Annotated in this window: 24 protein-coding genes; 11 read left to right on the plus strand and 13 right to left on the minus strand. The window is 63.5% G+C overall.

The genetic code is table 11. From position 1 onward, the window contains the following. Positions 1-45: 45 nt before the first annotated feature. Positions 46-816: an IclR family transcriptional regulator C-terminal domain-containing protein gene (locus OHD62_RS16070; protein WP_263783754.1), complete on the plus strand. Its 771-nt coding sequence runs from the start codon at positions 46-48 to the stop codon at positions 814-816. A gap of 29 nt (positions 817-845) precedes the next feature. Here the strand turns inward: OHD62_RS16070 and OHD62_RS16075 are convergent, their stop codons facing one another. From OHD62_RS16075 to OHD62_RS16090, 4 genes are read right to left on the minus strand one after another with little or no spacing between them, the layout of a single operon-like run. Continuing rightward, on the minus strand, positions 846-2,135 hold the full coding sequence (locus tag OHD62_RS16075) for an NAD(P)/FAD-dependent oxidoreductase (RefSeq protein WP_263783755.1): 1,290 nt from the start codon (positions 2,133-2,135) through the stop codon (positions 846-848). Then, entirely contained in the window at positions 2,135-3,520 is a 1,386-nt protein-coding gene (locus OHD62_RS16080; protein WP_263783756.1) for a glutamine synthetase family protein, read from the minus strand. The genes OHD62_RS16075 and OHD62_RS16080 overlap by 1 nt, the downstream gene beginning before the upstream one ends. A 4-nt stretch (positions 3,521-3,524) precedes the next feature. Further along, entirely contained in the window at positions 3,525-4,808 is a 1,284-nt protein-coding gene (locus OHD62_RS16085; RefSeq protein WP_263783757.1) for a glycosyltransferase, read from the minus strand. Between the two features lie 10 nt (positions 4,809-4,818). After that, a complete protein-coding gene (locus OHD62_RS16090) occupies positions 4,819-5,757 on the minus strand; it encodes a GntR family transcriptional regulator (protein WP_263783758.1) in 939 nt (312 codons plus the stop codon). A gap of 238 nt (positions 5,758-5,995) precedes the next feature. On the opposite strand from OHD62_RS16090, the gene OHD62_RS16095 reads away from it, so the two are divergent. The 9 genes from OHD62_RS16095 to OHD62_RS16135 all read left to right on the plus strand — a co-directional run bounded on the left by OHD62_RS16095 (position 5,996) and on the right by OHD62_RS16135 (position 13,841). Next, entirely contained in the window at positions 5,996-7,060 is a 1,065-nt protein-coding gene (locus OHD62_RS16095; RefSeq protein ID WP_263783759.1) for a spermidine/putrescine ABC transporter substrate-binding protein, read from the plus strand. Between the two features lie 105 nt (positions 7,061-7,165). Then, the gene (locus OHD62_RS16100; RefSeq protein WP_263783900.1) at positions 7,166-8,008 is read left to right on the plus strand and encodes an ABC transporter permease; all 843 of its coding nucleotides are present in this window, start codon (positions 7,166-7,168) and stop codon (positions 8,006-8,008) included. Next, a complete protein-coding gene (locus tag OHD62_RS16105; RefSeq protein WP_263783760.1) occupies positions 8,001-8,795 on the plus strand; it encodes an ABC transporter permease in 795 nt (264 codons plus the stop codon). Before OHD62_RS16100 ends, OHD62_RS16105 begins: the two co-directional genes overlap by 8 nt. Continuing rightward, positions 8,792-9,865, plus strand: coding sequence for an ABC transporter ATP-binding protein (locus OHD62_RS16110; protein ID WP_263783761.1), 1,074 nt, complete (start codon positions 8,792-8,794; stop codon positions 9,863-9,865). The genes OHD62_RS16105 and OHD62_RS16110 overlap by 4 nt, the downstream gene beginning before the upstream one ends. A gap of 12 nt (positions 9,866-9,877) precedes the next feature. Beyond that, complete coding sequence (locus OHD62_RS16115) at positions 9,878-11,152, plus strand: glycosyltransferase (RefSeq protein WP_263783762.1); 1,275 nt, start codon at positions 9,878-9,880, stop codon at positions 11,150-11,152. Beyond that, a complete protein-coding gene (locus tag OHD62_RS16120; RefSeq protein WP_263783763.1) occupies positions 11,149-11,499 on the plus strand; it encodes a cupin domain-containing protein in 351 nt (116 codons plus the stop codon). The genes OHD62_RS16115 and OHD62_RS16120 overlap by 4 nt, the downstream gene beginning before the upstream one ends. A 97-nt stretch (positions 11,500-11,596) precedes the next feature. Continuing rightward, positions 11,597-11,938, plus strand: coding sequence for a cupin domain-containing protein (locus OHD62_RS16125; RefSeq protein ID WP_263783764.1), 342 nt, complete (start codon positions 11,597-11,599; stop codon positions 11,936-11,938). A 29-nt stretch (positions 11,939-11,967) separates the two neighbouring features. Next, positions 11,968-12,312, plus strand: coding sequence for a cupin domain-containing protein (locus OHD62_RS16130; RefSeq protein ID WP_263783765.1), 345 nt, complete (start codon positions 11,968-11,970; stop codon positions 12,310-12,312). 20 nt (positions 12,313-12,332) lie between these two features. Continuing rightward, positions 12,333-13,841: an aldehyde dehydrogenase family protein gene (locus OHD62_RS16135; protein WP_263783766.1), complete on the plus strand. Its 1,509-nt coding sequence runs from the start codon at positions 12,333-12,335 to the stop codon at positions 13,839-13,841. Positions 13,842-13,920: 79 nt separating this feature from the next. Here OHD62_RS16135 and OHD62_RS16140 read toward each other — a convergent pair whose 3' ends face one another. The 6 genes from OHD62_RS16140 to OHD62_RS16165 all read right to left on the minus strand — a co-directional run bounded on the left by OHD62_RS16140 (position 13,921) and on the right by OHD62_RS16165 (position 19,763). After that, entirely contained in the window at positions 13,921-14,658 is a 738-nt protein-coding gene (locus OHD62_RS16140) for a hypothetical protein (protein ID WP_263783767.1), read from the minus strand. Positions 14,659-14,961: 303 nt separating this feature from the next. Next, the gene (locus OHD62_RS16145; RefSeq protein ID WP_263783768.1) at positions 14,962-15,723 is read right to left on the minus strand and encodes an SDR family NAD(P)-dependent oxidoreductase; all 762 of its coding nucleotides are present in this window, start codon (positions 15,721-15,723) and stop codon (positions 14,962-14,964) included. Positions 15,724-15,733: 10 nt separating this feature from the next. Continuing rightward, positions 15,734-16,546, minus strand: a complete 813-nt coding sequence (locus OHD62_RS16150) for an ABC transporter permease (protein ID WP_263783769.1) — start codon at positions 16,544-16,546, stop codon at positions 15,734-15,736. Then, positions 16,546-17,409 (minus strand): ABC transporter permease, encoded by an 864-nt coding sequence (locus tag OHD62_RS16155; protein WP_263783770.1) that lies wholly within the window; start codon positions 17,407-17,409, stop codon positions 16,546-16,548. Before OHD62_RS16155 ends, OHD62_RS16150 begins: the two co-directional genes overlap by 1 nt. A 73-nt stretch (positions 17,410-17,482) precedes the next feature. Beyond that, a complete protein-coding gene (locus tag OHD62_RS16160) occupies positions 17,483-18,646 on the minus strand; it encodes an ABC transporter substrate-binding protein (protein WP_263783771.1) in 1,164 nt (387 codons plus the stop codon). Continuing rightward, positions 18,627-19,763: an ABC transporter ATP-binding protein gene (locus OHD62_RS16165; protein WP_263783772.1), complete on the minus strand. Its 1,137-nt coding sequence runs from the start codon at positions 19,761-19,763 to the stop codon at positions 18,627-18,629. Before OHD62_RS16165 ends, OHD62_RS16160 begins: the two co-directional genes overlap by 20 nt. Before the next feature lie 158 nt (positions 19,764-19,921). Between OHD62_RS16165 and OHD62_RS16170 the strand changes: the two genes are divergently transcribed. Next, a complete protein-coding gene (locus tag OHD62_RS16170) occupies positions 19,922-20,683 on the plus strand; it encodes a helix-turn-helix domain-containing protein (protein ID WP_412177388.1) in 762 nt (253 codons plus the stop codon). Between the two features lie 131 nt (positions 20,684-20,814). On the opposite strand, the gene OHD62_RS16175 is transcribed toward OHD62_RS16170, so the two are convergent. The 3 genes from OHD62_RS16175 to OHD62_RS16185 form a co-directional block, all read right to left on the minus strand. After that, positions 20,815-22,887, minus strand: a complete 2,073-nt coding sequence (locus tag OHD62_RS16175; protein ID WP_263783773.1) for a 3-hydroxyacyl-CoA dehydrogenase NAD-binding domain-containing protein — start codon at positions 22,885-22,887, stop codon at positions 20,815-20,817. Positions 22,888-23,010: 123 nt separating this feature from the next. Further along, the gene (locus tag OHD62_RS16180; RefSeq protein ID WP_263783774.1) at positions 23,011-23,958 is read right to left on the minus strand and encodes an ABC transporter permease; all 948 of its coding nucleotides are present in this window, start codon (positions 23,956-23,958) and stop codon (positions 23,011-23,013) included. Between the two features lie 3 nt (positions 23,959-23,961). Beyond that, entirely contained in the window at positions 23,962-24,939 is a 978-nt protein-coding gene (locus tag OHD62_RS16185) for an ABC transporter permease (RefSeq protein WP_263783775.1), read from the minus strand. Between the last annotated feature and the right edge of the window lies 1 nt (position 24,940).

The following is a 24,940-nucleotide window of genomic DNA, read 5'->3' on the forward strand; positions in this document are numbered from 1 at the left end:
TGGCGCGAAGTCAATCTGGCAGCGCCGCCATTTTCAGGAGGCCACATGAACGACGAGGCCGCTTCCCGAGACCATATCGGCTCGCTCGAACGCGGGCTTGCGGTCATGGAGATACTGGCCCGGCATCCGGCCGGCATGACGCTGACCGAGATGGCGGAGCAAGCAGGGTTGACCCGCGCCGGCGCACGCCGCTTCCTGCTGACGCTGGCCGCAGCCGGCTACGCGACGCAGGCCGGCAGGCAATTTTCGCTGTCGCCGCGCCTGCTGACCGTCGCCCGCACATGGCTCGGCGGCGCATCGCTGTGGACTTATGCCGCTCCCATCATGCGCGAGGTCGCGGCGCAACTGAACGAGTCCTGTTCGGCCGCCATCCTGTCTGGTGAAGACATTGTCTATGTCGCCCGTGTTCCCGGCCGGCGCATCCTCAGCGTCTCGCTTGATGTCGGCACCAGGCTGCCCGCCTATTGCACATCGATGGGACGGGTCCTGCTCTCCGGCCTCGCGCCCGGCGAACTGGAGACCTTCCTCCGTCAGGTGACCATCGAGGGACGCACGCCAAAGACGATAACTGCAAGAGCAGCACTCGCCGAAGCCATTGGCAAGGCGAAGGCCAACGGCTTTGCCATCATCGATGAAGAGCTTGAACTCGGCCTGCGCTCCATCGCCGTGGCGATCAACGACCGCACCGGCCGGACCGTGGCAGCGATCAATGTCTCGACCCAGTCGGCCCGCTTCTCCGTCGCCGAGATGGAACGGGAGATCCTGCCGGCGCTGCTCGCGGCCAAGCAGCGCATCGAGGATTTCTTCGTCGTCTAACAGGCTTTCACCACTGCGCCCGCCTGCCCTCAGTGCTTGATGCGGTCGCGCATCGCGTACCATAGCATGCCGAGCACATAGAGCGGGCCGCGCAATGCGGTGCCTCCGGGAAACGGCAGCGGACTCAGCGTCGAAAACAGGTCGAGCCGCGAGGCATCACCAGTGATCGCCTCGGCCAGCAGCTTGCCCGATAGCGTCGACAGGATCACCCCCTTGCCGGAATAGCCATGCGCGAAATAGACCTCGCCATAATGCCCGACATGCGGCAGCCGCGACGTCGTCACCGAGACCAGTCCGCCCCAGGCATGATCGATGCGGCAGCCGCTGAGCTGGGGAAAGGTCTTTTCCATATGCGGCCGCACGAAGCCGGCAATGTCGGCCGGCGGCGACGGCGTGTAGCGCTCGCCGCCGCCGAACAGCAGGCGTCCATCCGCCGACATCCGGTAGTAATTGACGACGAAGCGCGTGTCGGACACCGCAACATTGGCGGGGATGACATTGCGCTTACCCTCCAGCGGCTCGGTGGCGACAATGTAGTTGCCGACCGGCATGATGCGGCTGTTGACGCGCGGCTCCAGTCCATGAAGCAGCGCGTCGCCCGCCAGCACGACATGCTTTGCCCGGACAGAACCCTTGGCCGTCGAGACGCGGATGGAAGGCTCCCGCTCCAGTCGCACGGTAACCGAATTCTCATGAATGACGACGCCGGCCGCGACTGCGGCGCGGGCAAGACCCAGCGTATAGTTCAGCGGATGCATATGGCCGCCGAGCTTCTCATACATCGCGCCATGATAGGGCGTGTCGACCTTGCCGCGCGCTTCCGCCGCCGGGAGCATCTCGACATCATGGAACTTCATCACCGTGGCCAGGCACTCGGCTTCTTCTTCCAGATCCTTGAAATCCTGGCTATTGACCGCGCCGACCAGATGGCCGGTCAGCCTGAGGTCGCAGTCGATGGCATGACGCTCGATGATATCCAGCACCAGCCCACGCGCCTCGAAAGCGAGATCGAACAGCGCCTTCGCTCGTTCCGGCCCATAGAGCTTGACTAACCCCTTGGCGCCCTTGCGCAGGCCGGGGATCATCTGGCCGCCATTGCGCCCCGACGCCCCCCAGCCGATCTTGCCGCCTTCCAGCAGCACCACCTTCAGCCCACCTTCGGCGGCGTGAAGCGCCGCCGACAAGCCGGTGCAGCCACCGCCGACGACAACGAGGTCGGCGTCGACATCACCTTGCAGGGCCGGGTGATCCCGCGCTGAGTTCGCCGTCGCGACATAATAGGATTTGCCGATATCAAGGCCTGAATTGAAGCCCATCATTACACCTTGAGCAGCAAATGGTCGCGCTCCCAGGACGTCACCACGCTCTGGAACAGGTCGAGCTCGACGCTCTTGACGCGCAGATAGGTCTGGAAGAAGTCCTCGCCGAGCAGCGCCCGCACCGGGCCACAGGCGGTGAAGCGATCCAGCGCCTCCTCCATGGTTTTCGGCAGCGTGCTCTTGATCTTGTAGGCGTTGCCCGACGCTTCCGCCGAACGCGCGATCTTCTCCTCGACGCCGAGATAGCCGGCGAGCAGCGAGCCGGCGATCGCCAGATAGGGATTGGCGTCGGCGCCGGGCAGCCGGTTTTCTATTCGCCGTGCGGCGCGGCCGCCGGCCGGTACACGCAGGCCGCAGGAGCGGTTGTCGTGCGACCACTCGATATTGGCCGGCGCGCTGTGGTTCGGCCGGATGCGCCGGTATGAATTCACGTTCGGCGCAAACAGCGGCATGATCTCGGGAACGTATTTCTGCAGGCCGCCGATAAAATGCCCGAACATTGGCGTGTCGGCATCATCTGAGCCGGCAAACAGCGTGTTGCCGGCCTCGTCGATCACCGACACGTGCAGATGCATCGAGCTGCCGGCCTGTGCCGCGATTGGTTTCGCCATGAAGGTGGCATGCATGCCGCACGCCTGCGCCGCCTGCCTGGTCAGGCGCTTGAACAGCAACACCTTGTCGGCCAGCGCCAGCGCGTCGCCGTGCAGGAAATTGATCTCGAGCTGCGCGGTGCCGGATTCATGGATCAACGTGTCGAGCGGCAGTCCGGCGGCGGCCGCGTGATCATAGATGCGCCGGATCACCGGTTCGAACTCCTCCAGTGCCGCCATGTCGTAGGGATGCTGCACGCTCTCGGCGCGGCCGTTGTTGCCAACTGGCGCGGTCAGTGGCCGGTCGGGATCGGGATTGGGCGCGGTGAGATAGAATTCGAGTTCCGGCGCCACCACCGCCCGCCAGCCGCGCTGGCGATAGAGATCGAGTACGGCCCTCAAGACATGACGCGGCGAGGCCTCCCACGGCCCGTCGTCCATATGCAAGGCATCGGCAAAGACATAAGCCTTGCCTGCACCGCCGCCTGGCGCCAGGCAAAGCGTCGAGACATCGGGCACCATGCGCATGTCTGGGTCCGCATAAGCAAAACCCTCGTCGACGGAGCCGGAATAGCGGCCGTCGATGCTGACCAGGAAGGCGCTGCTCGGCAGATAGAGCCCGCGGTCCTCCAGCGCCTTGAGGAATTTCGCCACCGGCAAGGCCTTGCCGCGCAAGACGCCATTCAAGTCGGGCACCAGGCATTCGACTTCGCTGATCGCATGCGCGGCCAGCCAGCTTCTTGGATCGTTGGCGCCGCTCAAAGGCGATGTAGTGGTTGCGTGATTGTCAGGCATTGGTTCATGTCCGTATCAGAGAGAGTATCGCTTCGGCGGCCACGTCCGTTCCGGGTTTCAGCGCCATTTGCGCTGCATTCTCCTTCAGACGGGCGCGCATTTCATTATCGGCCAGCAGGCCGAGAATGGCTTTCTCCAATACTCCTTCGGTCCAGCCGTCACGGCCGATATGATTGCCGACGCCGGTTTCCTCGGCGCGTTGCGCATTGTCGTGCCCGTCCCAGCAATAGGGCATGATCAGCGATGGCACCCCGAAACGCAGCGCCTCGCAAAAGCTGTTGTTGCCACCGTGATGGATGAACAGGTCGGACTTCGCCACCACCGAAGGCTGCGGAAACCAGGCGTCGAGATAGACATTGTCCGGCACCGCGCGGTAGCTGTCGCGCAAGCCACCGACATTGACGATGAAACGCGCCGGTAGCCTGTCGAACACGGCCAGCATGCGTTCGATCAGCCCGACATCCATGGCTCCAAGGCTGCCGAAGCTGACATAGACCAGCGGTCCGCCATTGCGCGGAAAGACCGGCACCTCGAACGGCCCTTCCGAGCGCACGCAGCCTTCGAGATAGGTAAAGCGCGCGGGATCGAGCGGCTCGGCACGTTCGCGCCGCACGACGGTCGGGGTCAACAGCAGGTTGAGGTCGGGCGAGGCCTCCAGGAACAGCCCCTTTGGCAAGGGGGCGAGACCGGCATCCGCCCGAAGCCGGTTGAACCGGTCGTGCGCCGGCGCGACCGCCGCGAGGTAACGCGCCTCGAAGGCCGCGCGGCCTGGATCGTCGGCGGCGAGGCCGGACAAATAGGGCGGCACCTCGGCATCAGGAAGCTCGGTCTCGGCGCAGGAGACCACGCGCACCCATGGGCAGCCGGCGGCGGCAAGGGCTGGAAACATGATGACATTGTCGAGCACCACCGTGTCCGGCTTCAGCCGTGCGAGCAATTGGCGCAGCGGCGCCTCGGCATTGGCCGCGGTGTCGACGATCGCTTCCCACGTCGGCGCGACATAGGTTTCGAGCTGGTCGATCGGGCTCAGCCGAAAATGCGGCAGATGGCGGCGCACGAAAGCTTGCCAGTAGCTCTGGCGTTCGCTCTCGCTCAACGGATCGTCGGTCGGCAGCTGGTATTCCTGAAAACCATAGTCGGCAAAGACACCGGAGAAACCGGCATGGCAGATGAACACCGGCCGGGCGCCGCGAGCGCGCAGTGCCTGCGCGATACCGACGCAGTTGAGCGCCGCGCCGAAGCTCGCTTCCGGAAACAGCGCGATGGTCGGGCTGGCTTTACGCATCACCTGGTCCTCGTCAATCCGGCCGGCTGATCATGCCGAACAATGCAGGCGCCCCGCGACTGGCCGCCTGTGGACGCTGGTTGCGCGACAGGCGCAGATGCACGCGAAGCAGGTCGGCGGCAACCTCAAACTGCCGGCTTTCCAGATGGTCGAGTATGGTGAGGTGCTCGCGCAGCGATTGCTTCAGCCGGAAGACGTTGACGCCGGCATAAGTGCCCGGCAACCGACGCAGCCTGAGATGGTCGGACAGCGCACCGGTGACGAAGCGGTTGGCGGAACCGTCGGCGATCATCGAGTGGAACTCGATGTCCAGCCGCTGGAACTCCCTGATATCGAAGGCCGCATCAGGCAGCGCCAGCAGCGCTTCCATGCCCTGGCGCAAAGCTGCAGCGCGGGACCCGTCCAGCCGGAAGCCAGGCGCCAGAATGGCGGCGGGTTCCAGCAACAGGCGGAACTCATAGCTTTCGCCTTGCGCCTCCGGATCGTCGGGTGTTCGCCGGAAAAGCCAGGATTGTCCCGGCGCGCGATCCAGCAGGTTTTCGTCTGTCAGTTTCTTTAGCGATTTTAGTACCGTCTTGCGCTCGGCATCGTACCGTCGCATCAGCGCCCCGACGGTGACCGTCTGGTCCAGCCGGCGCGCCGACCGGTCACGCAGGATCTTTTCGGCGAGTTCGTCCTCCTCGGCGCTCGGCAGGTCGGCGACCATGGTCGCCTGCGTGGCAAGGTCGATGGCCAGGCGATAGCCCGAGGCGGCCTCCCAGCGCACCACGCCTTTTTCGGTGAGCAGACGCAGCGCGGCCCGCACCGGGGTCCGCGAGACGTTGCACAGCGACGCGATCTGCTGCTCCGGCAGATGGGCGCCGGCTTCGAAGCCGCGCTGCCGGGCGACATCAAGGATGCGCTGCGCGAGATCGAGATGGTTGGTGCGCGGTCGTCTGGCGGCGGCTTGCATGGCAATTCCCGTGAACGGAGGTGACCGGTACGGTTTGGCCGATCGTCCTTGCGAACGCAATCGGCCAGATTCCTTGGTCGTCTGACAAATTATGGATTGACGTACTTTTTTCTGCAATAGTACTGTCACGGCAATCGGCAACAAAGAAGACCGGGGAACAGGATCGAAGCGGCGGCACGGGTCGCAAGCGCTGGTCCGACGAATGAAATTCGACGATCAACCAGAATGGGAGTCTGTCATGACAGCCACCACACCGCGGCACCGTTCGCTGAAAATATCCTCGATCGCGCTTGGCTTTGCCCTGACGCTGTCGGCGCCCGCTTTCGCCGCCGATCTCGTCATCTCCAACTGGGACGGCTACATGGCGCCCGATGCCATGGCCGCCTTCAAGACCGCGACTGGCGTCTCCGGCGAGGTCGTTGTCCACGCTACCAATGAAGAGATCATGGGCAAGCTCGTCGCCTCCGGCGGCAAGGGCTATGACGTCGTCTTCGTCTCTTCGCCCTTTGCCGAGGTGCTGAACAAGCTTGGCCTGACCGAGCCGATCGACCACGCCAAGGTCCCTAACCTCGCCAACCTCTATCCCGAGGCGACCAAGCTGCCGCACGATGTCGGCAATGCCTTTTCCGTGCCCTACACCTGGGGCACGACAGGCCTCTGCTACCGCTCGGATCTGGTGAAGGTGGCGCCAACCAGCTGGAGCGATCTGCTCGCCCCCTCCGACGATCTCAAGGGCAAGACCACCATGCTGGCGACCGACCGCTGGCTGCTGGCCGCCGGACAGCTCGACAAGGGTTACTCGGTCAACGAGACCGACCCGGCCAAGATGGCCGAGGTCAAGGACCTTCTGATCTCGGCCAAGAAGACGTTGCTCGCCTATGACGACACCACTTTCTATTCCAAGCTGGTTTCCGGCGAAGCGCTGCTGGTGCAGGCCTGGGATGGCTGGTGCAACTACGGCATCGCCGAGAAACCCGAGATCAAATACGTCATCCCCAAGGAGGGATCGGACCTTTGGGTCGATACGATGGTGGTGATGAAGGCTTCCGAGCACAAGGACGCCGCCTTCCAGTTCATCAACTTCATGCTCGATGCCAAGAACCACGCCTGGGCGGCCCAGAACATCGACTACAAGGTGCCGAACAAGCCGGCGATGGAAAGCCTGCCGGCCGACTTCCTGGCCAAATTCCCCAACATGGCGATGCCGGTAGCCGATCTCGTCAAGTTCGAGCAGCTGCGCGATGTCGGCGACGCCCAGCGCGACTATTCGAAGATCGTCAGCGAGATCAAAGCCGCGCAGTAGGCGCCTTCAAAGTCAGAGATCACGATCGACGGCGGGCTTCCGCCGTCGATCGTTGAACGCGGTACCGCAGTCGTGTCACAAACTAGATTTCGCTCCACCTTGCTGATGGCGCCGGCGCTGGCCTGGCTCACCGCCTTGATGGTGGTGCCATGCGCGTTGGTGCTGGCGCTCGCCTTCTTCCGGCGCGGCACCTATGGCGGCATCGAATACACCTTCACGCTGGAGAATTTCGGGCTGGTCTTCGACCCGCTCTATGCCGGTATCTTCCTCAATTCGGCGCGCATCGCCGGCACCGCGACCCTGATTGCGGTCGTCATCGGCTATGCCGCCGCCTATGCCATCGCGGCCGCACCGCGCCGGCTGCAGCCGGTATTGCTGTTCTTTGCCGTGCTGCCCTTCTGGTCCAATTATCTGATCCGCACCTATGCCTGGATCGTGCTCCTCAACCGCGAAGGTCTGGTCACCCAGCTCCTGCGCTGGTTCGGTTACACCGGCGAGCCGCCATCCATGCTCTACACCGAGGGCGCCGTCATCGCCGGCCTAGTCTACAACTATCTGCCGTTCGTCATCCTCGCCTGCTACGCGCCGCTGTCGCGGCTCAACCCCGAACTCGCCGAAGCCTCACGCGACCTCGGCGCTTCAGCTCTGACCACCTTTCGCCGGGTCATCCTGCCCCTAACCGTGCCCGGCATCGCCGCCGGCGCGGTCTTTGTCTTCGTGCTGTCGATCGGCAATTTCGTTACGCCGGCGCTGCTCGGCGGCGGCCGCTTCCAGATGATCGGCAACCTCGTCTACGACCAGTTCCTGACCGCCAATGACTGGCCATTTGGTGCCGCACTAGCCATGGCGCTGATCGTCATCATGCTGCTGGTATTGATGGCGCAGGCTATCGCCGCCGATCGAGCGTCGGGCCATGCTGCCGAAGCGAGAAGCAACGCCGATGGCTGAGCGCTCCCCCGCCACGCGACGCACGCTCTGGCTCGTGCTTTCGCTGGTCTTCGCCTTCCTCTACATCCCGATTGCGGTGCTGGTGGCTTTGTCCTTCAACGAAGGCGGGCTGCCGACAGCATGGTCCGGTTTTTCGCTGAAATGGTACGCCTCGCTCACCGGCAATTCCGAGATCCTTTCGGCCGCGCTCAACACGCTGATCGTGGCGCTGGTCTCGACGGCAATCGCTACCTTGCTCGGCACGCTGCTGGCGATCGGCATCGAGATGCGCCGCCAATACGGCAAGGGATTGGAAGCGCTGATCTTCGCGCCGATGATCATTCCCGACATCGTGCTGGCCATCGCGCTGCTCTCGTTCTTCTCCATGCTCAACATCACCATGGGCCTGCACACCATCATCCTCGCCCATGTCGTCTTCAACCTCGCCTTCGTCTGTTCGGTGGTGCGCGCCAGGCTGAAAAGCTTCGACTGGTCGATCACCGAGGCGTCCGCCGATCTCGGTGCTTCCGCGCTCACCACCTTCCGGCGGGTGACTTTGCCGGTCATCCTGCCGGCCGTCGTCGCCGGTGCACTGCTCGCCTTCACCCTGTCGGTCGACGAGTTCATCATCGCCTTCTTCGCCGCCGGCGCCGGACGCGCCTCGACCACCTTGCCGATGCAGATCTATGCGATGATCCGCTTCGGCATCACGCCGGAGATCAACGCACTGGCGAGCATCGTCATGGCGGTCTCGATCACCGCGCTGACCCTGTCGCAGCGGCTCAACCGCGGGGTCATCGGCCAATGAGCGAGCCCCGCACGCTGCTGGCGATCGACAAGGTGTCGAAGAACTTCGGCCGGGTGACCGCTGTCGACGGTATCTCGCTCGACATCCGCGAGAACGAGTTCTTCGCCCTGCTCGGACCTTCGGGCTGCGGCAAGACCACGCTGCTGCGCATGCTGGCCGGATTCGAGACGCCCAATGACGGGCGCATTCTGCTCGACGGCCGCGATATCGCCAGAACCCCGCCCAACAAGCGGCCGGTCAATCTGATGTTCCAATCCTACGCGCTGTTCCCGCATATGAGCGTCCGGGCCAACGTCTCCTACGGCCTGGAGATGGAACGTTTGCCGGCTGCCGAAATCCGCTCCCGCGTCGACGCCATTCTCTCGACGACCGAGCTGGTTCCCTTTGCCGATCGCAAGCCGGAGCAACTGTCGGGCGGCCAGAAGCAGCGCGTCGCGCTTGCCCGCGCCTTGATCAAGCGGCCCCGTCTGCTGCTGCTCGACGAGCCGCTCGGCGCGCTCGACAAGAAGCTTCGCGGTGCCATGCAATTGGAATTGAAGCGCCTGCAGCACGAGGTCGGCATCACCTTCGTCATCGTCACCCACGACCAGGAGGAATCGCTGGTCATGGCCGATCGCATGGCGGTGCTGAAAGACGGCAAACTGTTGCAATGCGACACACCGCACGCGGTCTACGAACATCCGGCCGACCGTTTCGTCGCCGACTTCATCGGCGTGATGAACTTTGTCCCGGGCAAGGCCACCACCGATGGCGTGGTGGCTGCCAATGGCGCCCGGATCACGGGCAAGGTGCCTGCAACGCTCTTGCCCGGTGCTTCCGCCGTCGCTTCAGTGCGGCCTGAGCGCATCCGGCTGTTCCCCGAGGCTCAGACCGCCAACCGCATTTCCGGCACCGTCGAAGCGCTCGCCTATCAGGGCCTCGACCTGCAGCTGCACGTCCGCACCGCTCTGTCGCCAAAACCGTTCCTGGTGCGCGTCACCGCCGATGCCGCGGACCGCCGGCCAGTTTCTGCCGGTGACACTATCGAACTTGGCTGGGATGCCGCCGATGTCAGAATTTTCAAGGATTGAAGGAGAAGCCTGATGGCGCAGAAGACGATCGCGTTTTTCCCGGAAGCGGCCTTTGGCCCGGCGCTGAATTCCGTCGGCATCGCCCAGGCGGTCGAGGCGCGCGGCCACAGAGCGGTGTTCCTGTCGGACCCCGGCTTTGTCGACGTCTACAAGGGCTACGGCTTCGAAGCCCATCCGGTGAACCTGTCCGAGCCGATGCCGCCGGAACAGATGGCCAAGTTCTGGGAGGACTTCATCAACGGCCACATCCCGAACTTTCGTAAGTCGCCCTACGATCAGGTCGACAACTATGTGAAGGATTGCTGGACGGCGATCGTCGACAGCGCGAAGTGGGCGCAGAAGGATCTGCCGCGCGTTCTCGCGGCGATCAAGCCCGATGTCATCTGCGTCGATAACGTCATCCTGTTTCCGGCGATCAAACAGTATGGCAAGCCATGGGTGCGCGTCATTTCCTGCTCGGAAAACGAGATCGAGGACGAGGACATCCCACCGCATCTCTCCGGCTGCGGCGAGAACGACCATGCCGGGCACCAGCGCTACCGCGACCATTTCAACGCGGTGATCAAGCCGATCCATGACGACTTCAATGCGTTCCTGACCGCCAACAACGAAGCGCCCTATCCGATCGGCCAGTTCTTCGAAGCTTCGCCCTATCTCAATTTGCTGCTCTACCCCGAGGCGGCGAAATTCAGGCGGCGCCATCCGCTCGACCCGGCGAAGTTCCAGTATCTGGAAGGCTGCGTGCGGCAGGAAAAACCCTATGCCGTGCCGACCTTTGCGAAAAACAATGACGGGCCGCTGCTCTATGTCTCTTTCGGTAGCCTCGGTGCCGGTGACGTCGACCTGTTGAAGCGCATCATCGCGACATTGGGCAGGACGCGCTATCGCGCGCTCGTCAACGTCGGCGGTTACAAGGACCAGTATTCGGACGTGCCCGGCAACGTCATCGTCGAGAGCTGGTTCCCGCAGCCTTCGGTCATCCCGCAGGTCGATGCCGTGATCCACCATGGCGGCAACAACTCGTTCACCGAGTGCCTCTATTTCGGCAAACCGGCCATCATCATGCCCTATGTCTGGGATGGCCACGACAACGCCACAAGGGTTGAGGAAACCGGCCACGGCTTCGGCATGCCGCGCTATGACTGGAACGACGCCGAGCTGATCGCCAAGATCGAAGCCTGCCTGACCGACCTGAAGATGAAGGCCAAGCTGGCCAAGACTTCGACACAGATGCAGTCGCAGAACGGCCCGGAGAAAGCGGCAGGCTTGCTGGAGAAATTGCTGTGACCTCCTCCGCCCCACACCTCCATCAGGCCTCGACCCGCACTGATCTCGTCGACTGGGGCGCCCAGCCCGACGCGCTGGAAGGCGCTTCGCATTCGACCGGCAGGCTGGTGCATAAAGGGCCGAACAACCAGCCGGAATCCGGCATCTGGGTCTGCACGCCCGGCCGCTGGCGGCTGGCTATCCCGCGCGACGAATTGTGCCATTTCGTTGCCGGGCGCGCGAGCTACCGGTCGGATGTCGGTGAGGTGATAGAAGTTTCCGCTGAAACCGTGGTGATGTTCCCGGCCGGCTGGGTGGGCGAATGCACCGTCCACGAGACCATCCGCAACGTCTATATGCTGGCCTAGAGCATGATCCCGAACCGAAGGACCGTGCCAGCGAAAAGTGGGAACCGGTTTTCGGACAAGATCATGCTCAAGCAGCCAGCAACTGGAGCTTCACGACATGCCGACACCGCACTGGCCGAAGGCCTCCACTGTGGAATTGGAAGACTGGGGCATGGGCAGCAACACGATATCAGGTTCGCCGCGCGCCTCGGGCAAGGTCCTGTTCAAGCACCTGGACGGATCGAGCGAATGCGGCCTATGGTCGTGCACGCCAGGCACACGCAAGGTCACCTTCCCTGCCGATGAGTTCTGCCATTTCCTGTCGGGGCGCGGCAGCTATGTCCACGACAATGGCGAAGCGATTCCGGTCGAAGCCGGCACGCTGGTATTCTTCCCCGCCGGCTGGACCGGCACCTCTGAAATCACCGAAACGCTGACCAAGGCCTTCATGTGCCGGTGAGCACATGAATCCATTGCAAGGAAATCGAAATGACCACGCCGATCATGCAATCCCCGCTCGCCATCACCGACCTCGTCGATTGGGGCATCATCCCGACAATGATCGAGGGTGAATCCCGCACCTCGGGCAAGCTGCTGCACAAAGGGCCGGAAGGCCGTTCCGAATGCGGCCTGTGGGTCTGCACCCCGGGCAAGTGGTACTGCCATGTCACCCGTGACGAGTTCTGCCACTTCCTCGAGGGCCGCTGCACCTATGTGCATGAATCCGGCGAAGTGATCGAGATCGGGCCGGACACGGCGGCATTCTTTCCGCAGGACTGGAAAGGCATCTGCACCGTCCATGAGACCATCAAGAAGGTCTACATGATCCGCTGAGCGGGCTTGAAAGGACGACCATGGACTTCTCCGCTGACCAGCCGGCCTTCTTCGTCAATCCGGAATATCGGCCGATGACCGGCACGAAAAAACCGGTGATCGATCCGGCGACGCTCGAAACCGTCGGTGCCATCGCTGCCGCGGCCGGCGGCGAGATCGACATGGTTCTATCGGCTGCGACGCAAGCTCAGGCTGCCTGGAAAAAGCTCGACGCCAAGAGCCGTGCCAAACATCTGCACGCCGTTGCCAACGCCATCGAGGCGGCCGACTTTACCCGCTGCGCCGAGTTGATGGTATGCGAGATGGGCAAGCCCTATCCGGAAGCGATCGGCGAGATCGCCAATTGCGCGCCGATCTTCCGCTACTATGCCGAGATGGCGCGCGACGAGGCCGGCAAGGTCGCCGGCACGACGCAGGCCGGCTCGTTCCAATATGCGCGCTACGAGCCTTACGGCACCTCCGTTCACATCATGCCCTACAATTTTCCGATCCTGCTGATGTGCTGGACGGTCGCCGCTTCGCTTGCCGCCGGCAATGCCTGCATCATCAAGCCGGCCGAGGCGACGACGCTGTCGACGCTGGATTACATGACGGTGTTCCGCTCGCTGCCGGAAGGCCTGGTTTCGTGCCTGCCCGGCGGCGCGGCGACCGCACAGGCGCTGATCGCTTCCGACCGCACCCACGCCGTCGCCTTCACCGGCTCTGTCGCCGCCGGCAAGGCTGTCGCCGTTGCTTGCGCCGAACGCATGAAGCCTTGCATCATCGAGGCCGGCGGCAGCGACCCGCTGATCATCAGCGAACACGCTCCGCTGGAGGTGGCGGCGGCAGGCAGCGTCACCGCCGCGTTCCACCTCACCGGCCAGGTCTGCACCTCGGCCGAACGCTTTTTCGTCGTCGATGCCGTGCATGACCGCTTCGTCGAGCTGTTCGCCGAAAAGACGCGCGCACTGCGCATCGGCAACGGACTGGACAAGAGCGAGATCGGACCGCTGGTCAGCGAGGTGGCGCGGGCCAAGGTCATGCGGCTGGTCGACGATGCGGTGCGCAGCGGCGCCACGGCGGTTACCGGAGGGCGCATCCCACCGGCGCACAATGTTGGCTGGTTCTACGAACCGACGATCCTGACCGGCATCACGCCCGACATGGCGATTGTGCGCGAGGAATGTTTCGGGCCGGTCGCGGCGATCTGCCGGGTGAAGGATTTCGACGAAGCGATCCGGCTTGCCAATGACAGCCCGTTCGGGCTCGGCGCCTCGGTCTTCACCACAGACCTGGCAGAGGCGCATGAAGCCGCCGAACGGCTCGAGGCCGGCATGGTCTGGGTCAACAACCCGCTGATCGACAATGACGCCCTGCCCTTCGGCGGCTGGAAGGCCTCGGGTCTCGGCCGCGAGCTCGGACGCCAGGGGCTCGACGCCTTCCGCCGTTCCAAGATGGTGATCATCGACCACAGACCGGAGATCCAGGGCTGGTGGTATCCCTATCCCGACAGCTGGTTTCGCGAGGCCGGCGGCCGCAAGCATGTGTGAGCTGTAAAACGGCAATGCCGCCGGGAGAAACCCGGCGGCAACTTCCTTGACTGGCTACTGCCGTTTCGGCGGCAATTCGCTACGGCGTCGGTTGCATCGCGGCGGCTGCCTGGTCGATCTTGGCGGCAAGGACGCCCTGGGCCCAGGCCGTGACCTCGGCGTCGACGGGCTTGTTTGCCATGTCCGTCAGCGCCGCGTTGAGCGATGCATCATCGGTACCGGCGGATGCCGCCTCCGCCGCGTCATTGGCGGCGGTGACCACTGCCTCCTGGGCGGCGACCTCGGCCTGCAGAGCCGATATCTGCCCAGGCAGAGCCGCCTGGTCTTCGGGCGACATGGCGGCAATCTGATCGGGCGTCAGCGAAGTCAGCGCGCTCAACTGCGCATTCAGCGCATCCAGCTGAGCTTGGGCCGCGTCAGCCGCGGCCTGGGCGACCTTGGCTTTCGCGGACTGCGTTACGAAAGCCTGAATGGCAGCGAACTTCTTGCTCTTCGAGTTCATGTAGGCATTGATGTTGCGCTGCAGCGAGTTCAGCCGGCCGAGTTTGGCGTGGATGTTCTTCTCCTTGTGCACGGACGAGACCTGTGTGGTCGCATCGACCGTGGTTTTCGCCTTGGCTGCCCGCCCCGGGGCCGACGACTTGCCGTGCGAAGCGCCGCTCTTGCCATTGCCATGGCCGCTGCCACCACCGTTGCCGCCGGCATGGCCGCCACCACCGCCTCCGCCGTGCCCGTGGCCGCCAGCTCCGGCGAGCGCCGGAGACGCCAGAAGCACCAATGCGGCAAGCCCCGCGAACAGAGTTTTTCGACTTGTCATGGTAACCTCCTCGGGGAATCGCCACCCTTCGACCAACCGCTAGGGAGCGTCGTATGAGAAATCGCTAATTGTATAGAGTAAACTTTAGACAAATGCGGTCTCAACACGTGATCTTGCAACCAAGTGGCACCATAACCATTTGATATCAAACACAAATCAATTCCCTTAATTCGCCGTGGTACTGAAGTCCCATGTCGGGCCGGACCATAGTCCTACGGTCGGCCAACGGCACGGGTGACGGTCGTGGAATAATGTGCCGGAAAGGCGTTGAATGAGGGAAGCCGATGACAAAAAGCACAGGCCTCAAGCGATGCTCTCGCCGCCGTCGATCACCAAAGCCTGGCCGGTCATGAAGGATGACCGGTCGGAGACGAGGAACAGGATCGCTTCGGCGATCTCCTCGGCGCTCGCCCAGCGTTGCATTGGAATCTTGGTGCGGACATAGCGTTCGATCGCATCGCGCCCGCCCATCTGGGCGATGAACGGCCCGTTGAACGGCGTGTCGACCCAGCCCGGACAGAGCGCGTTGACGCGGACATGGTGCCTGGCGTAGTCGAGAGACATCTGCCTGGTCATCGCCACCACGGCATGCTTCGACGTCGCATAGGCGATCATCTCACGGTCGTAGAACACCCCCGAATTCGATGCGGTGTTGAGGATCACGCCACCCCCCTGCGCGACCATCGACGGCATGACGATCCTGGCAGCCAAGAACTGCGCCCGCACATTGATCCGCCAGGAGGCGTCCATGCCGTCGGTACCGACCTCGGTCAGCGTACCGCCGACCTGGATGCCGGCATGGTTGTGCAGGATATCGATCCGCCCATGCTTGCCCAGCGTTCCGATGATGAGCTGCTCGACCGCCGCGTCGTCGCCAACATCGGTCGCGATCGCTTCGGCGCGACCGCCGACAGCGCGGATGTCGCGGGCCGTTGCTTCGCCGGCTACCTTGTCCCTGTCGGCGATCACCACCGCCGCCCCTTCCCGGGCCATGATCATGGCGCCGGCGCGTCCGATGCCCGACCCTGCGCCTGTCACCACGGCGATGCGATCTTTCAGAATCATGAACCGTCTCTCAGTGCGATGGTTTTCGTTGGCGCAACTGCCATTGGGCAAGCACCACAAGCAGAACCGAGGCGACGAGCACGATCGTCGCGATGGCGTTGATTTCCGGCGTCACCCCGCGCCGGATCGAGGCGAAGACATAGATCGGCAATGTCGTCTGCGCGCCCGCCACGAAGAAGGCGACGATGAAATCGTCGAAGGAGAAGGTGAAGGCGAGCAGGAAGCCGGCGATCACCGCCGGCATGATCTGCGGCAGCACAATCGAGCGGAATGTCGTCAGCGGGGTGGCGTAGAGATCGCTCGATGCTTCGACCAGATTGCGGTCGAGACTGCCGAGACGCGTGCCGACGATCATCGCCACCAGCGCCATCGAAAACAGGCCGTGCGCGGCGATGATCGAGCCATAGCCGAGCGCCAGGCGGGGCGGCTGATCGTTTGGCCACAGCGAGGCCAGGAACGGATTGACGACCCCGAACAGCTGGACGAGCGCCACCAGCGTGGAGATGCCGATGACAACGCCCGGAACGACGATAGCCGCGCCGAGCAACGCGTCGAAGACAGCCCGGGTCCGCGCGCCGACCCGCTGCAGGCCAAGTGCCGCCGCCGTGCCGCATAGCGCTGCGAGCAAGGCGCTGGTGGTGGCGATGAACAGGCTGTTCTTCAGCGCCTCGACCAGGAACGGATTCGACAATGCCTTGCCGTACCATTGCACCGAGAAGCCGGTTAACTCGCTGGCATGGTGGCCGGCGTTGAACGAGAACAGCACGACCAGCGCGATTGGCAAATACAGGAAGCAAAAGACCGCAACGACGAAGGCGCGCATCAGATCAGATCCACCCGGCGAGCGCCCGAGAGCCGGGTCGAGATACGGTTGGCGGCAATCAGCACCACCACCGATACCAGAACCAGCGTGATGGCGATGGCCGATCCGAACGGCCAGTTGCGTGACTGCAGGAACAGGTCGACCAGCGCGTTGCCGATGAAAAAGACCTTGCCGCCGCCAAGCAGCGTCGGGATCAGGTATTCGCCGAGCAGCAGGATCATCACCAGCGAGAAACCGGTCATCACGCCGGGCAACGACAGCCGCAGCGTCACGCCGAGGAAGGTCGAGACCGGCGTCGCGCCGAGATCGGCGGAAGCTTCCAGCAGCCGGCGGTCAAGTCGCTCGAGGCTGACATAGATCGGCAGGATCATCAGCGGCAGATAGCCATAGACGATGCCGAGCAGCACCGCGCCCGGCGTGTTGATCAGCCTGATATCCTCTATCCCGACATAGGCCAAAAGCGCCGGTATTCCGCGTCCGCCCAGGACATACATCCAGGCATAGGTGCGCATCAAAAGGCTGGTCCAGAACGGGATGACGACGAGCGCAAGCAGGATCAGCCGCCACCGCTCCGGCGCGCGCAAGGCGAGATAATAGGCAACCGGATAGGCGACGAGCAGACAGGCAAGCGCGCCTGCCGGCGCCAGCACCATCGTATTCCAGAAGGCGGTCGCGCGCGCCGGCAGGTTGGCATATTGCGCCAGCGTGAAGGCGGCCTGATAGCCGCCTTCCGGTGCCCGCTCGCCAACGCTGAAGACGGTGATCGCGATGAATGGCAGCACCAGGAACACCACCAGCCACGCGGTCGCCGGGCCGAGCAGCAAAGCAGTCAGAAGATTGTGCCGAAACCTGTTGCCGTGCATTGAAAAACCGCCCCGGTGCCGACGGGCGTCTGCCCGCCGGTAGCTGTCCGCATCGTGCCCGTGGCCGCTTGGCTCAGGCCGATTTGAAGCGTGCCATCAGTTCGGCGCGACCCGGATCGGTCAATGTCGCCGCCGCACCGAATTCCAGCGGTTTCAGCAGGTCGGCCGCCGGGTAGAGGATCGGGTTGTCCAGCACCTCCTTGGGCAACAGCTTGTTGACCCGCGCGTCGGTCGACGGCGCACCATTGGCCAGGTGTTCCTTCACCGCGACCTGCGGGGTCATCAGATAGTTGAGCAGAGCATAGCCGGCGGGCTTGTTCGGCGCATCCTTCGGAATGGCGTAGAAGTCGGTCCAGATCTCGCCGCCTTCCTTGCCGAGCACATAGGCGATCTCGGGAATGTCGCGGTGGAGTTGCGCCCCGTCATTGGTCCAGCACATCGTCATCCAGGCGTCGCCGGCACGCATCGACGGCTGATAGTCGCTGGAGACCGCGAAGAGGTGCGGCTTGACCTTCAACAGCAGTTCCTCTGCCTTGGCGAGTTCGTCCGGCTTCAGCGAATTGAACGAGAAGCCGTAATATTTCAGCGCGTTGCCGATCGTGGTGAGCTGGTAGTCGTGCACCATGGTACGGCCGTCGCCTTCGGCCATCGCGGTGTCCCAGAACTCCTTCCAGCTGGTCATCGGCTTGGCGAGCTTCTTGGTGTTGACGGCAAAGCCGGTGGTGCCCCAGTTCTTCGGCACGGCATAGGTCACTCCGTCGATCGTACCTTCCGAAGTGAAGCGCGGATCCTCCTGCGAACCGTCGAAATTCGCCAGCTTGGCCATATCGAGCGCTTCGATGATGCCGAGCTTCTTGTAGGTGGAAATCGTGTAGTTGGTCGGCACGAACAGGCTCCAGCCCGAAGCGCCGGCCTGCAGCTTGGCCAGCATCTCCTCATTGGAGCCGAACACGTTCACCTCGACGGCAACGCCCGTATCCTTCTTGAAATTCTCGAACGTCGCCGGGTCATGATAGTTGGGCCAGGTGGCGATCGACATGCGATCGCCCAGGTTTTCCGCGGCAAAGGCCGGCGTCGGCATGAGGCCGATCTCGCGCGCCATCACCGCCGTTGCAACGCCAAGGCCGGTGAGGCCGAGAAATTCGCGCCGGCCGATGGAACCGCGCTTGAGACGCATCAACTGATCGACGAATTTGTCAGGGCTTATCGGCAGTCCGTCACGATATGATTTCGACATGTTGGTTTTCCCTCTGGTTGGTCCCGTTGTTCTTGGGTTGCGGAAACGCCAGCGGCGCCCCGGCGGCAAAGCCGATGGCGACGGGTTCGCCCGGCTTGAAGAGGTTGCCCTGACCGATCTGGTGATCGGCCTTGGCAAGCAGTGATCCGATGCCCTGGACCTCGATCGCATATTCGGCGGTGGACCCTAGGAAGATGCGGTTGCGAACAATACCCCTCAGGCTGCCGTTTCCGGGCGGCCCAAGGCTGAGCATTTCAGGACGCAGGCTGACCGATACGGTGTCGCCCTGGCTGAGCGGAACCCGCCTGCGCGCGGCAATCACGGTGCCATTGGCAAGCGCCACGTCGACGAGGTCACCCGACCGCCCGGCGACCTTGCCGCTCAGAAGGTTGGTCTTGCCGACGAAGTCCGCGACGAAGAGATCGGCGGGCTCGTCATAAATCTCGCTCGGCTGTCCAAGCTGGACGATGCGGCCGCCATTCATGACGCAGACGAAATCGCTCATCGACAGCGCCTCTTCCTGGTCGTGGGTGACGAGCACGAAGGTGATACCGATCTCGCGCTGCAGGTTCTGCAATTCGATCTGCATGTCGGTGCGCAGCTTCTTGTCGAGGGCGGCCAGTGGCTCGTCGAGCAAAAGCACGGCCGGCTTGTTGACCAGCGCACGGGCGAGCGCGACGCGCTGCTGCTGTCCGCCAGACAGTTCATGGATCTTGCGGCGGCCGTAGCCGGCAAGCCGCACCATGGCCAGCGCCTCGCCTGCCCTTGAGGTGATCTCGCGCGTCGACAGTCGCGGCCTTGCCTGGCGCAATCCGTAGGAGATGTTGTCCTCGACATCCAGATGCGGAAACAATGCATATTGCTGGAACACCATGTTGACGGGCCGCCGATAGGGCGGCGTGCCGGCCATGTCACGGCCACGGATGAACACCGCGCCTTCGCTTGGTTGTTCGAAGCCGCCGATCATGCGCAGGCAAGTCGTCTTGCCGCAGCCTGATGGTCCGAGCAACGCGACAAAAGCGGAAGGCGGGATGGCGAGATCGATGCCGCTGACGGCGGTCACGCTGCCATAGCGCTTGGTGACGCCGCGAAACTCGATGTCGGGCACTGCGGTCAAGGCTGCGGGCTCCAGCTAATATCGAAACGCTAGCAGAGCCAATGGCGGCTAGTATATACCTCGCAGGTGGTATATTCGATCAATTTTCTCGTTCAAAGGGGTATGGATTGAACGTGTCCCGCAGCGACGAATACAGCCAGCTCGCTACACTCATCGCGATGACACGGGAAACGAGCGGCGATCTTTTCGGCAAGGCAATGGTCGCCTGGCTGCGGCAGCATGTCCGTTTCGATCACTGCGTGATCTTCGGCTATCGCGGCGCCTCTCGCCCGCCGCTGCTGTTCGAGACATTCTCTCCGGCCGAAAACCACGTCTTCGTGGCGCTGTACCAGGAAGGGCCTTATCTGCTCGATCCGTTCCATCACGCGGCGGTCGAGCGCAAGGAAGGTTTTTGGCGCATGCGCGAACTGGCGCCTGACCGCTTTTATGCCAGCGAATATTACCGCTCCTACTACAGCCAGACCAAGCTGGCCGAGGAGGTTGGCTTCTTCGTGCCGCTGCCGGGCAAGGATGCGCTGGTGCTGTCGCTGATGCGATTGCGCGCTTCAGGGCCATTCGGAACCGCCGAAGCCAGGCTGCTGCGCGATATGGCGCCGGCTGTGATCGGTTTCGTCAGGCTGCGTTGGCCGGCTCTTCCGAATGACGACCCGGCGAGGACGAAACAATACGAAGCGATCGCTCCGGCCCATGAGTTCGACCGCGCCCACATCTGGAAGAGCCTTTCACTGACGCCGCGCGAAAAGCAAGTCGTCGACCTGGTGCTGCAGGGCCATTCCACGGAATCGATCGCCAGGGCCATGCGGATCGTGCCGGGAACGGTGAAGGTTCACCGCCGCAATATCTACCGCAAGCTGAAAATCAAGTCTCAGGCCGGTCTCTTCGCGCGCTTCGTCGAGATCATCGACGCGCGGATCCGATGATTCCCCAGAGCATTTTTGCGGCCAAGTAGAATCAACTGGCATCACACAAATGCGGCTAAACAAGCAGATAGAGCGGGATGCCTGGTTCGATTTGAACGTATCCAGCTCTAGCCTCACCACTCATCGCGCGATCAGACAGTTGCGCCGGCCTCCCAGGAACCGGTTTCAGCCATCGTCTTAAGCAGCGGGGCCGGCTTGAACACATCCTTGCCGGTCCGCTCGTGCCAATGCTCCAGCCGCGCGACGATCTTGTCCGCCCCTTCGAGGCCGGCCCAGAACATCGGCCCGCCCTTGCCGACCGGAAAGCCATAGCCATTGACCCAGACGACATCGATGTCGGAGGGGCGGGCGGCGATCTTCTCCTCGAGGATTTTGGCGCCTTCGTTGACCAGGGGATAGAGCGTGCGCTCGATGAGCTCGTCAGTGCCGATCATACGCGGCGCGATGCCCTTTTCGGTGGCCTTGGCACGGATCAGCGCTTCGACTTCCGGGTCGGGAACCGGTACGCGTGAACCGTTCTCATAGAGATAGAAACCCCTTCCGGTCTTCTGGCCGAAACGCCCCTGTTCGCACAGCGCATCGGCGATCGCGGCTGTCTGGCCGCGTGCCTTGCGGTTGCGCCAGCCTATGTCGAGGCCGGCAAGGTCGCCCATCTGGAACGGCCCCATCGGCCAGCCGAAACCGGTGAACGCTTGGTCGATCTGGCTGGGCGTCGCGCCTTCCAGCAGCAGCGCCTCGGACTCGGCGCCGCGCGCGGCCAGCATGCGGTTGCCGACGAAACCATGGCAGACGCCGACGACGACCGGCACCTTGCCGATGCGCCGCGCCAGCTCGACGACCGTCGCCAGCGCGTCCGGCGCGGTCTTCTCCGCGCGCACGATCTCCAGCAGCTTCATGACATTTGCCGGCGAAAAGAAATGCAGGCCAAGCACATCCTGCGGCCGCGAGGTGGAGGCGGCGATTTCGTTGACGTCGAGATAAGAGGTGTTGGTAGCCAGGATCGCGCCCGATTTGGCCACTGCGTCGAGCCTGCCGAACACATCTTGCTTGACCGCCATCTCCTCGAACACCGCCTCGACGATCAGGTCGCAATCGGCGAGATCGCCATAATCCGTCGTACCCTTGAACAGGCCGAGCCGGCGGCGCTTGGCCTCTTCGCTCAACGAACCGCGCGCGACGGAAACGGCATAGTTCCTGTCGATCGTCGCCAAGCCGCGTTCCAGCGCCGCGCCGCCGGTTTCCAGCAAGGTGACGGGGTAGCCGCCATTGGCGAAGGCCATGGCGATGCCGCCGCCCATCGTGCCGGCGCCGATGACGCCGACACGGGCGATCTTGCGCCGTGAAAGATCTTTGCCGGGAATCTTTGCCGCCTCACGTTCAGCGAAAAACAGATGCCGCTGCGCGCGCGACTGATCACCTCCCACCAATTTCAGGAACAGCGCGCGCTCCGCTGTCAGCGCTTCGTCGAAGGGCAGCGTGATGGCATTGCGGACCGCCTGCGCGCAGGCCATCGGGGCTTCGAGGCCTCGCGCCTTCCTGGCGAGATCCGCTGCCTCGGCGTCGAAGCTCACCAGGTCGGTTTCCCCAAGCCCGTCGTTGCGATCGCGTACCGGCGTGAAGGGACCACCCTTGCGGGCGATTTCCCTGGCGAAATTCACGGCATGCGTGGTCAGATCGCCTTCGAAGACGGCATCGACGAGACCGGCAGCGTGCGCCTCATCCGCACCGATCGGCGAACCGGACACGATCATCCTGAGCGCTTTCACCGCGCCGACCAGGCGCGGCAGCCGCACCGTGCCGCCCCCGCCCGGCAGCAGGCCGAGCTTCACCTCGGGCAGGCCGAGCTTGGCGCCGGCATCGGTGATGCGGAAATGGCAGCCGAGCGCCAGTTCCAAGCCGCCGCCGAGCGCCGTGCCGTGGATGGCGGCGACCGTCGGCTTGGCGATGGTCTCCAGCACGGCCACGATGGCGCGCAGATCGGGCTGCTGTACCGGCTTGCCGAACTCGGTGATGTCGGCGCCGGCAACAAAGGTCCGGCCGGCACAAGCAATGACGATGGCATCAACCGACGGATCATCCCGCAAGGAGACCAGCGCCTGCATAAGCGGTTCGCGGACATGAAAGCTCAACGCGTTGACCGGCGGATTGTCGATGGTGACTATGGCGACATTGCCGTCATTTGTAACGCTGACGAAATCGGACAAGCAGAACCTCCCGCAATAGCAAACCGCGCCTGCGGGTGTTTACAGGGCCAGTATCCCGATTGGAACCGGATTTCCGGCGAGGCCGGTATTCTGCCAGCGCTGGATCAATGGAAGCAGGCGCCCTCAGCGCAACGCCTTCTCCCCACCCGCGGCCGTAATCACCCCGACGATGATCAGTCCGGTCAGCACCAGCCGCACGCCGGCGCTGACCCCAAACGTATTGAGCATGGTCAGCAACAAGACAAGAAACAATGCGGCGCCCCAGACGCCCGGCACATTGGCCTTGCCGCCCGCCACCGAGGTGCCGCCGATGACCACCACGGCGATCGAGGCCAGCAAATATTCATTGCCGATATCGACATTGGCGCCGCGGAAATATCCGGCAAGCAGCGCCCCGTCGAGGCCACCGAGTGCGCCAGACAGCGTGTAGGTGAGGAAGCGGATGCGGCCGACATTGACGCCGGCCAGCCAGGCGGCGCGGATGTTCTGGCCGATCGCCAGCACCGAGCGGCCATAGATCATGCGCTGCAGCGCGATCGCCGCACCTATGGTGAACAGCACCGTGAGGATCGCCAGAACCGGAATCCCCAAGATCTGCCAGTTGGTGAAATCGGCAAAGCCAGGCGGCGGCTTGATCTGCAGGCCGCGCCCATAGCTGATGTCAATCGACTGGATGATGAAGCTGGCCGACAGTGTGGCGATGATCGGTGGAATGCGCAGCGCCCAAATCAAGAGATAGTTGGCGGCGCCGATCGCCATGCCGCAGGCGAGCGCCGCCAGCAGGCCGACGGCGATCATCGCATCATTGCCGTCCATCACTTTCATGGCGACGGCGCTGGCAAGGCCGATATTGGCCGGCAGCGACAGGTCGACATTGCCCGGCCCGAGCGTGATGACGAACATCTGGCCGACGCCGACGATGACGGTGAACACGGCAAGCGACAATGCCGCCGTAATCATGCCGCCGCCGCCATAGCCGCCGGTGAAGGCGATGGTCGCCAGCCAAACCAGAGCCGCGCCGATGAAGGACCAGATCCAGGGCTTGGCGAGCCATATCCGCAGCGAGGCCATCGTTCACCTCTCCCTGCGGCTGATCAGCACCCGCGCCGCCAGCACGATGATCAGGATGGCGCCATTGGCTGCTACCTGCCAGTCGGGTGGAATATGCATGAAGGTGAGCAAAGGCGAGGCGGCGAGCGCCAGTGTCAGCGCCCCGAGCACCGCGCCGATCGGCGACACCCGGCCGCCGACGAATTCACCGCCGCCAAGGATGACGCCGGCGATCGCCAGCAACGTATAGCCATTGCCGATATTGGCGTCGGCCGAGGTGGTGATACCGATCAGCGCCATGCCCGACAGCACGCCGAACAGGCCGGCCAGTGCGAACAGGACGATCCTGGTGCGAAGCAGCGACCAGCCGGCGCGTTCGAGTGCCGCGGCATTGCCGCCCGAACCACGCAGGATCACGCCATAGGAGGTCCGCATCAGGCCGAAATGCACGACCGCCGCGATCAGCAACGCTGCGATGATCGGGAAGGGGATGAAGGGCGGCTTGAACGCCATCAAGGACAGCAGCCAGTCCGGCGCCTTGCCGCCGGGCTTCGGCAGGACGAGAATGGCCAGCCCCTGCCAGACGAAGCTCATGCCCAGCGTCACCACGATCGAGGGCAAATTGCGCAGATGGATCAGCGCGCCGAGCAGCGCATAAACGCCGATCGATCCGAGCAGGATCAGAACGCCGATGAGTGGCGCATCCTTCAACCATGTCGCCGTGACGCAGCCGACGAAACCGACAAAGGTACCGATCGAGAGATCCAGCTCATTGCCGGCGATAACGAACATCTGCGCAATCGTCGCCAGCGCGATCGGGATCGCCAGGTTGAGCATCAGGCTGAAGCCGAAATAGCTGATGGCGCGCGGGTTGAGCCAGGCTATCGCGATGAGCACCAGCACCAGCGACAGGGCCGGCAGCAGGCCGCGCAGCATGCGCGCCCGCGCAGCACCCCGCGCCGAGGAATTCTTCGGACTGGTTCCCAATGAGACAATCGTCATC

Origin of the sequence: Mesorhizobium sp. YC-39, from assembly GCF_025753795.1 — a bacterium.
Lineage (GTDB): Bacteria > Pseudomonadota > Alphaproteobacteria > Rhizobiales > Rhizobiaceae > Mesorhizobium.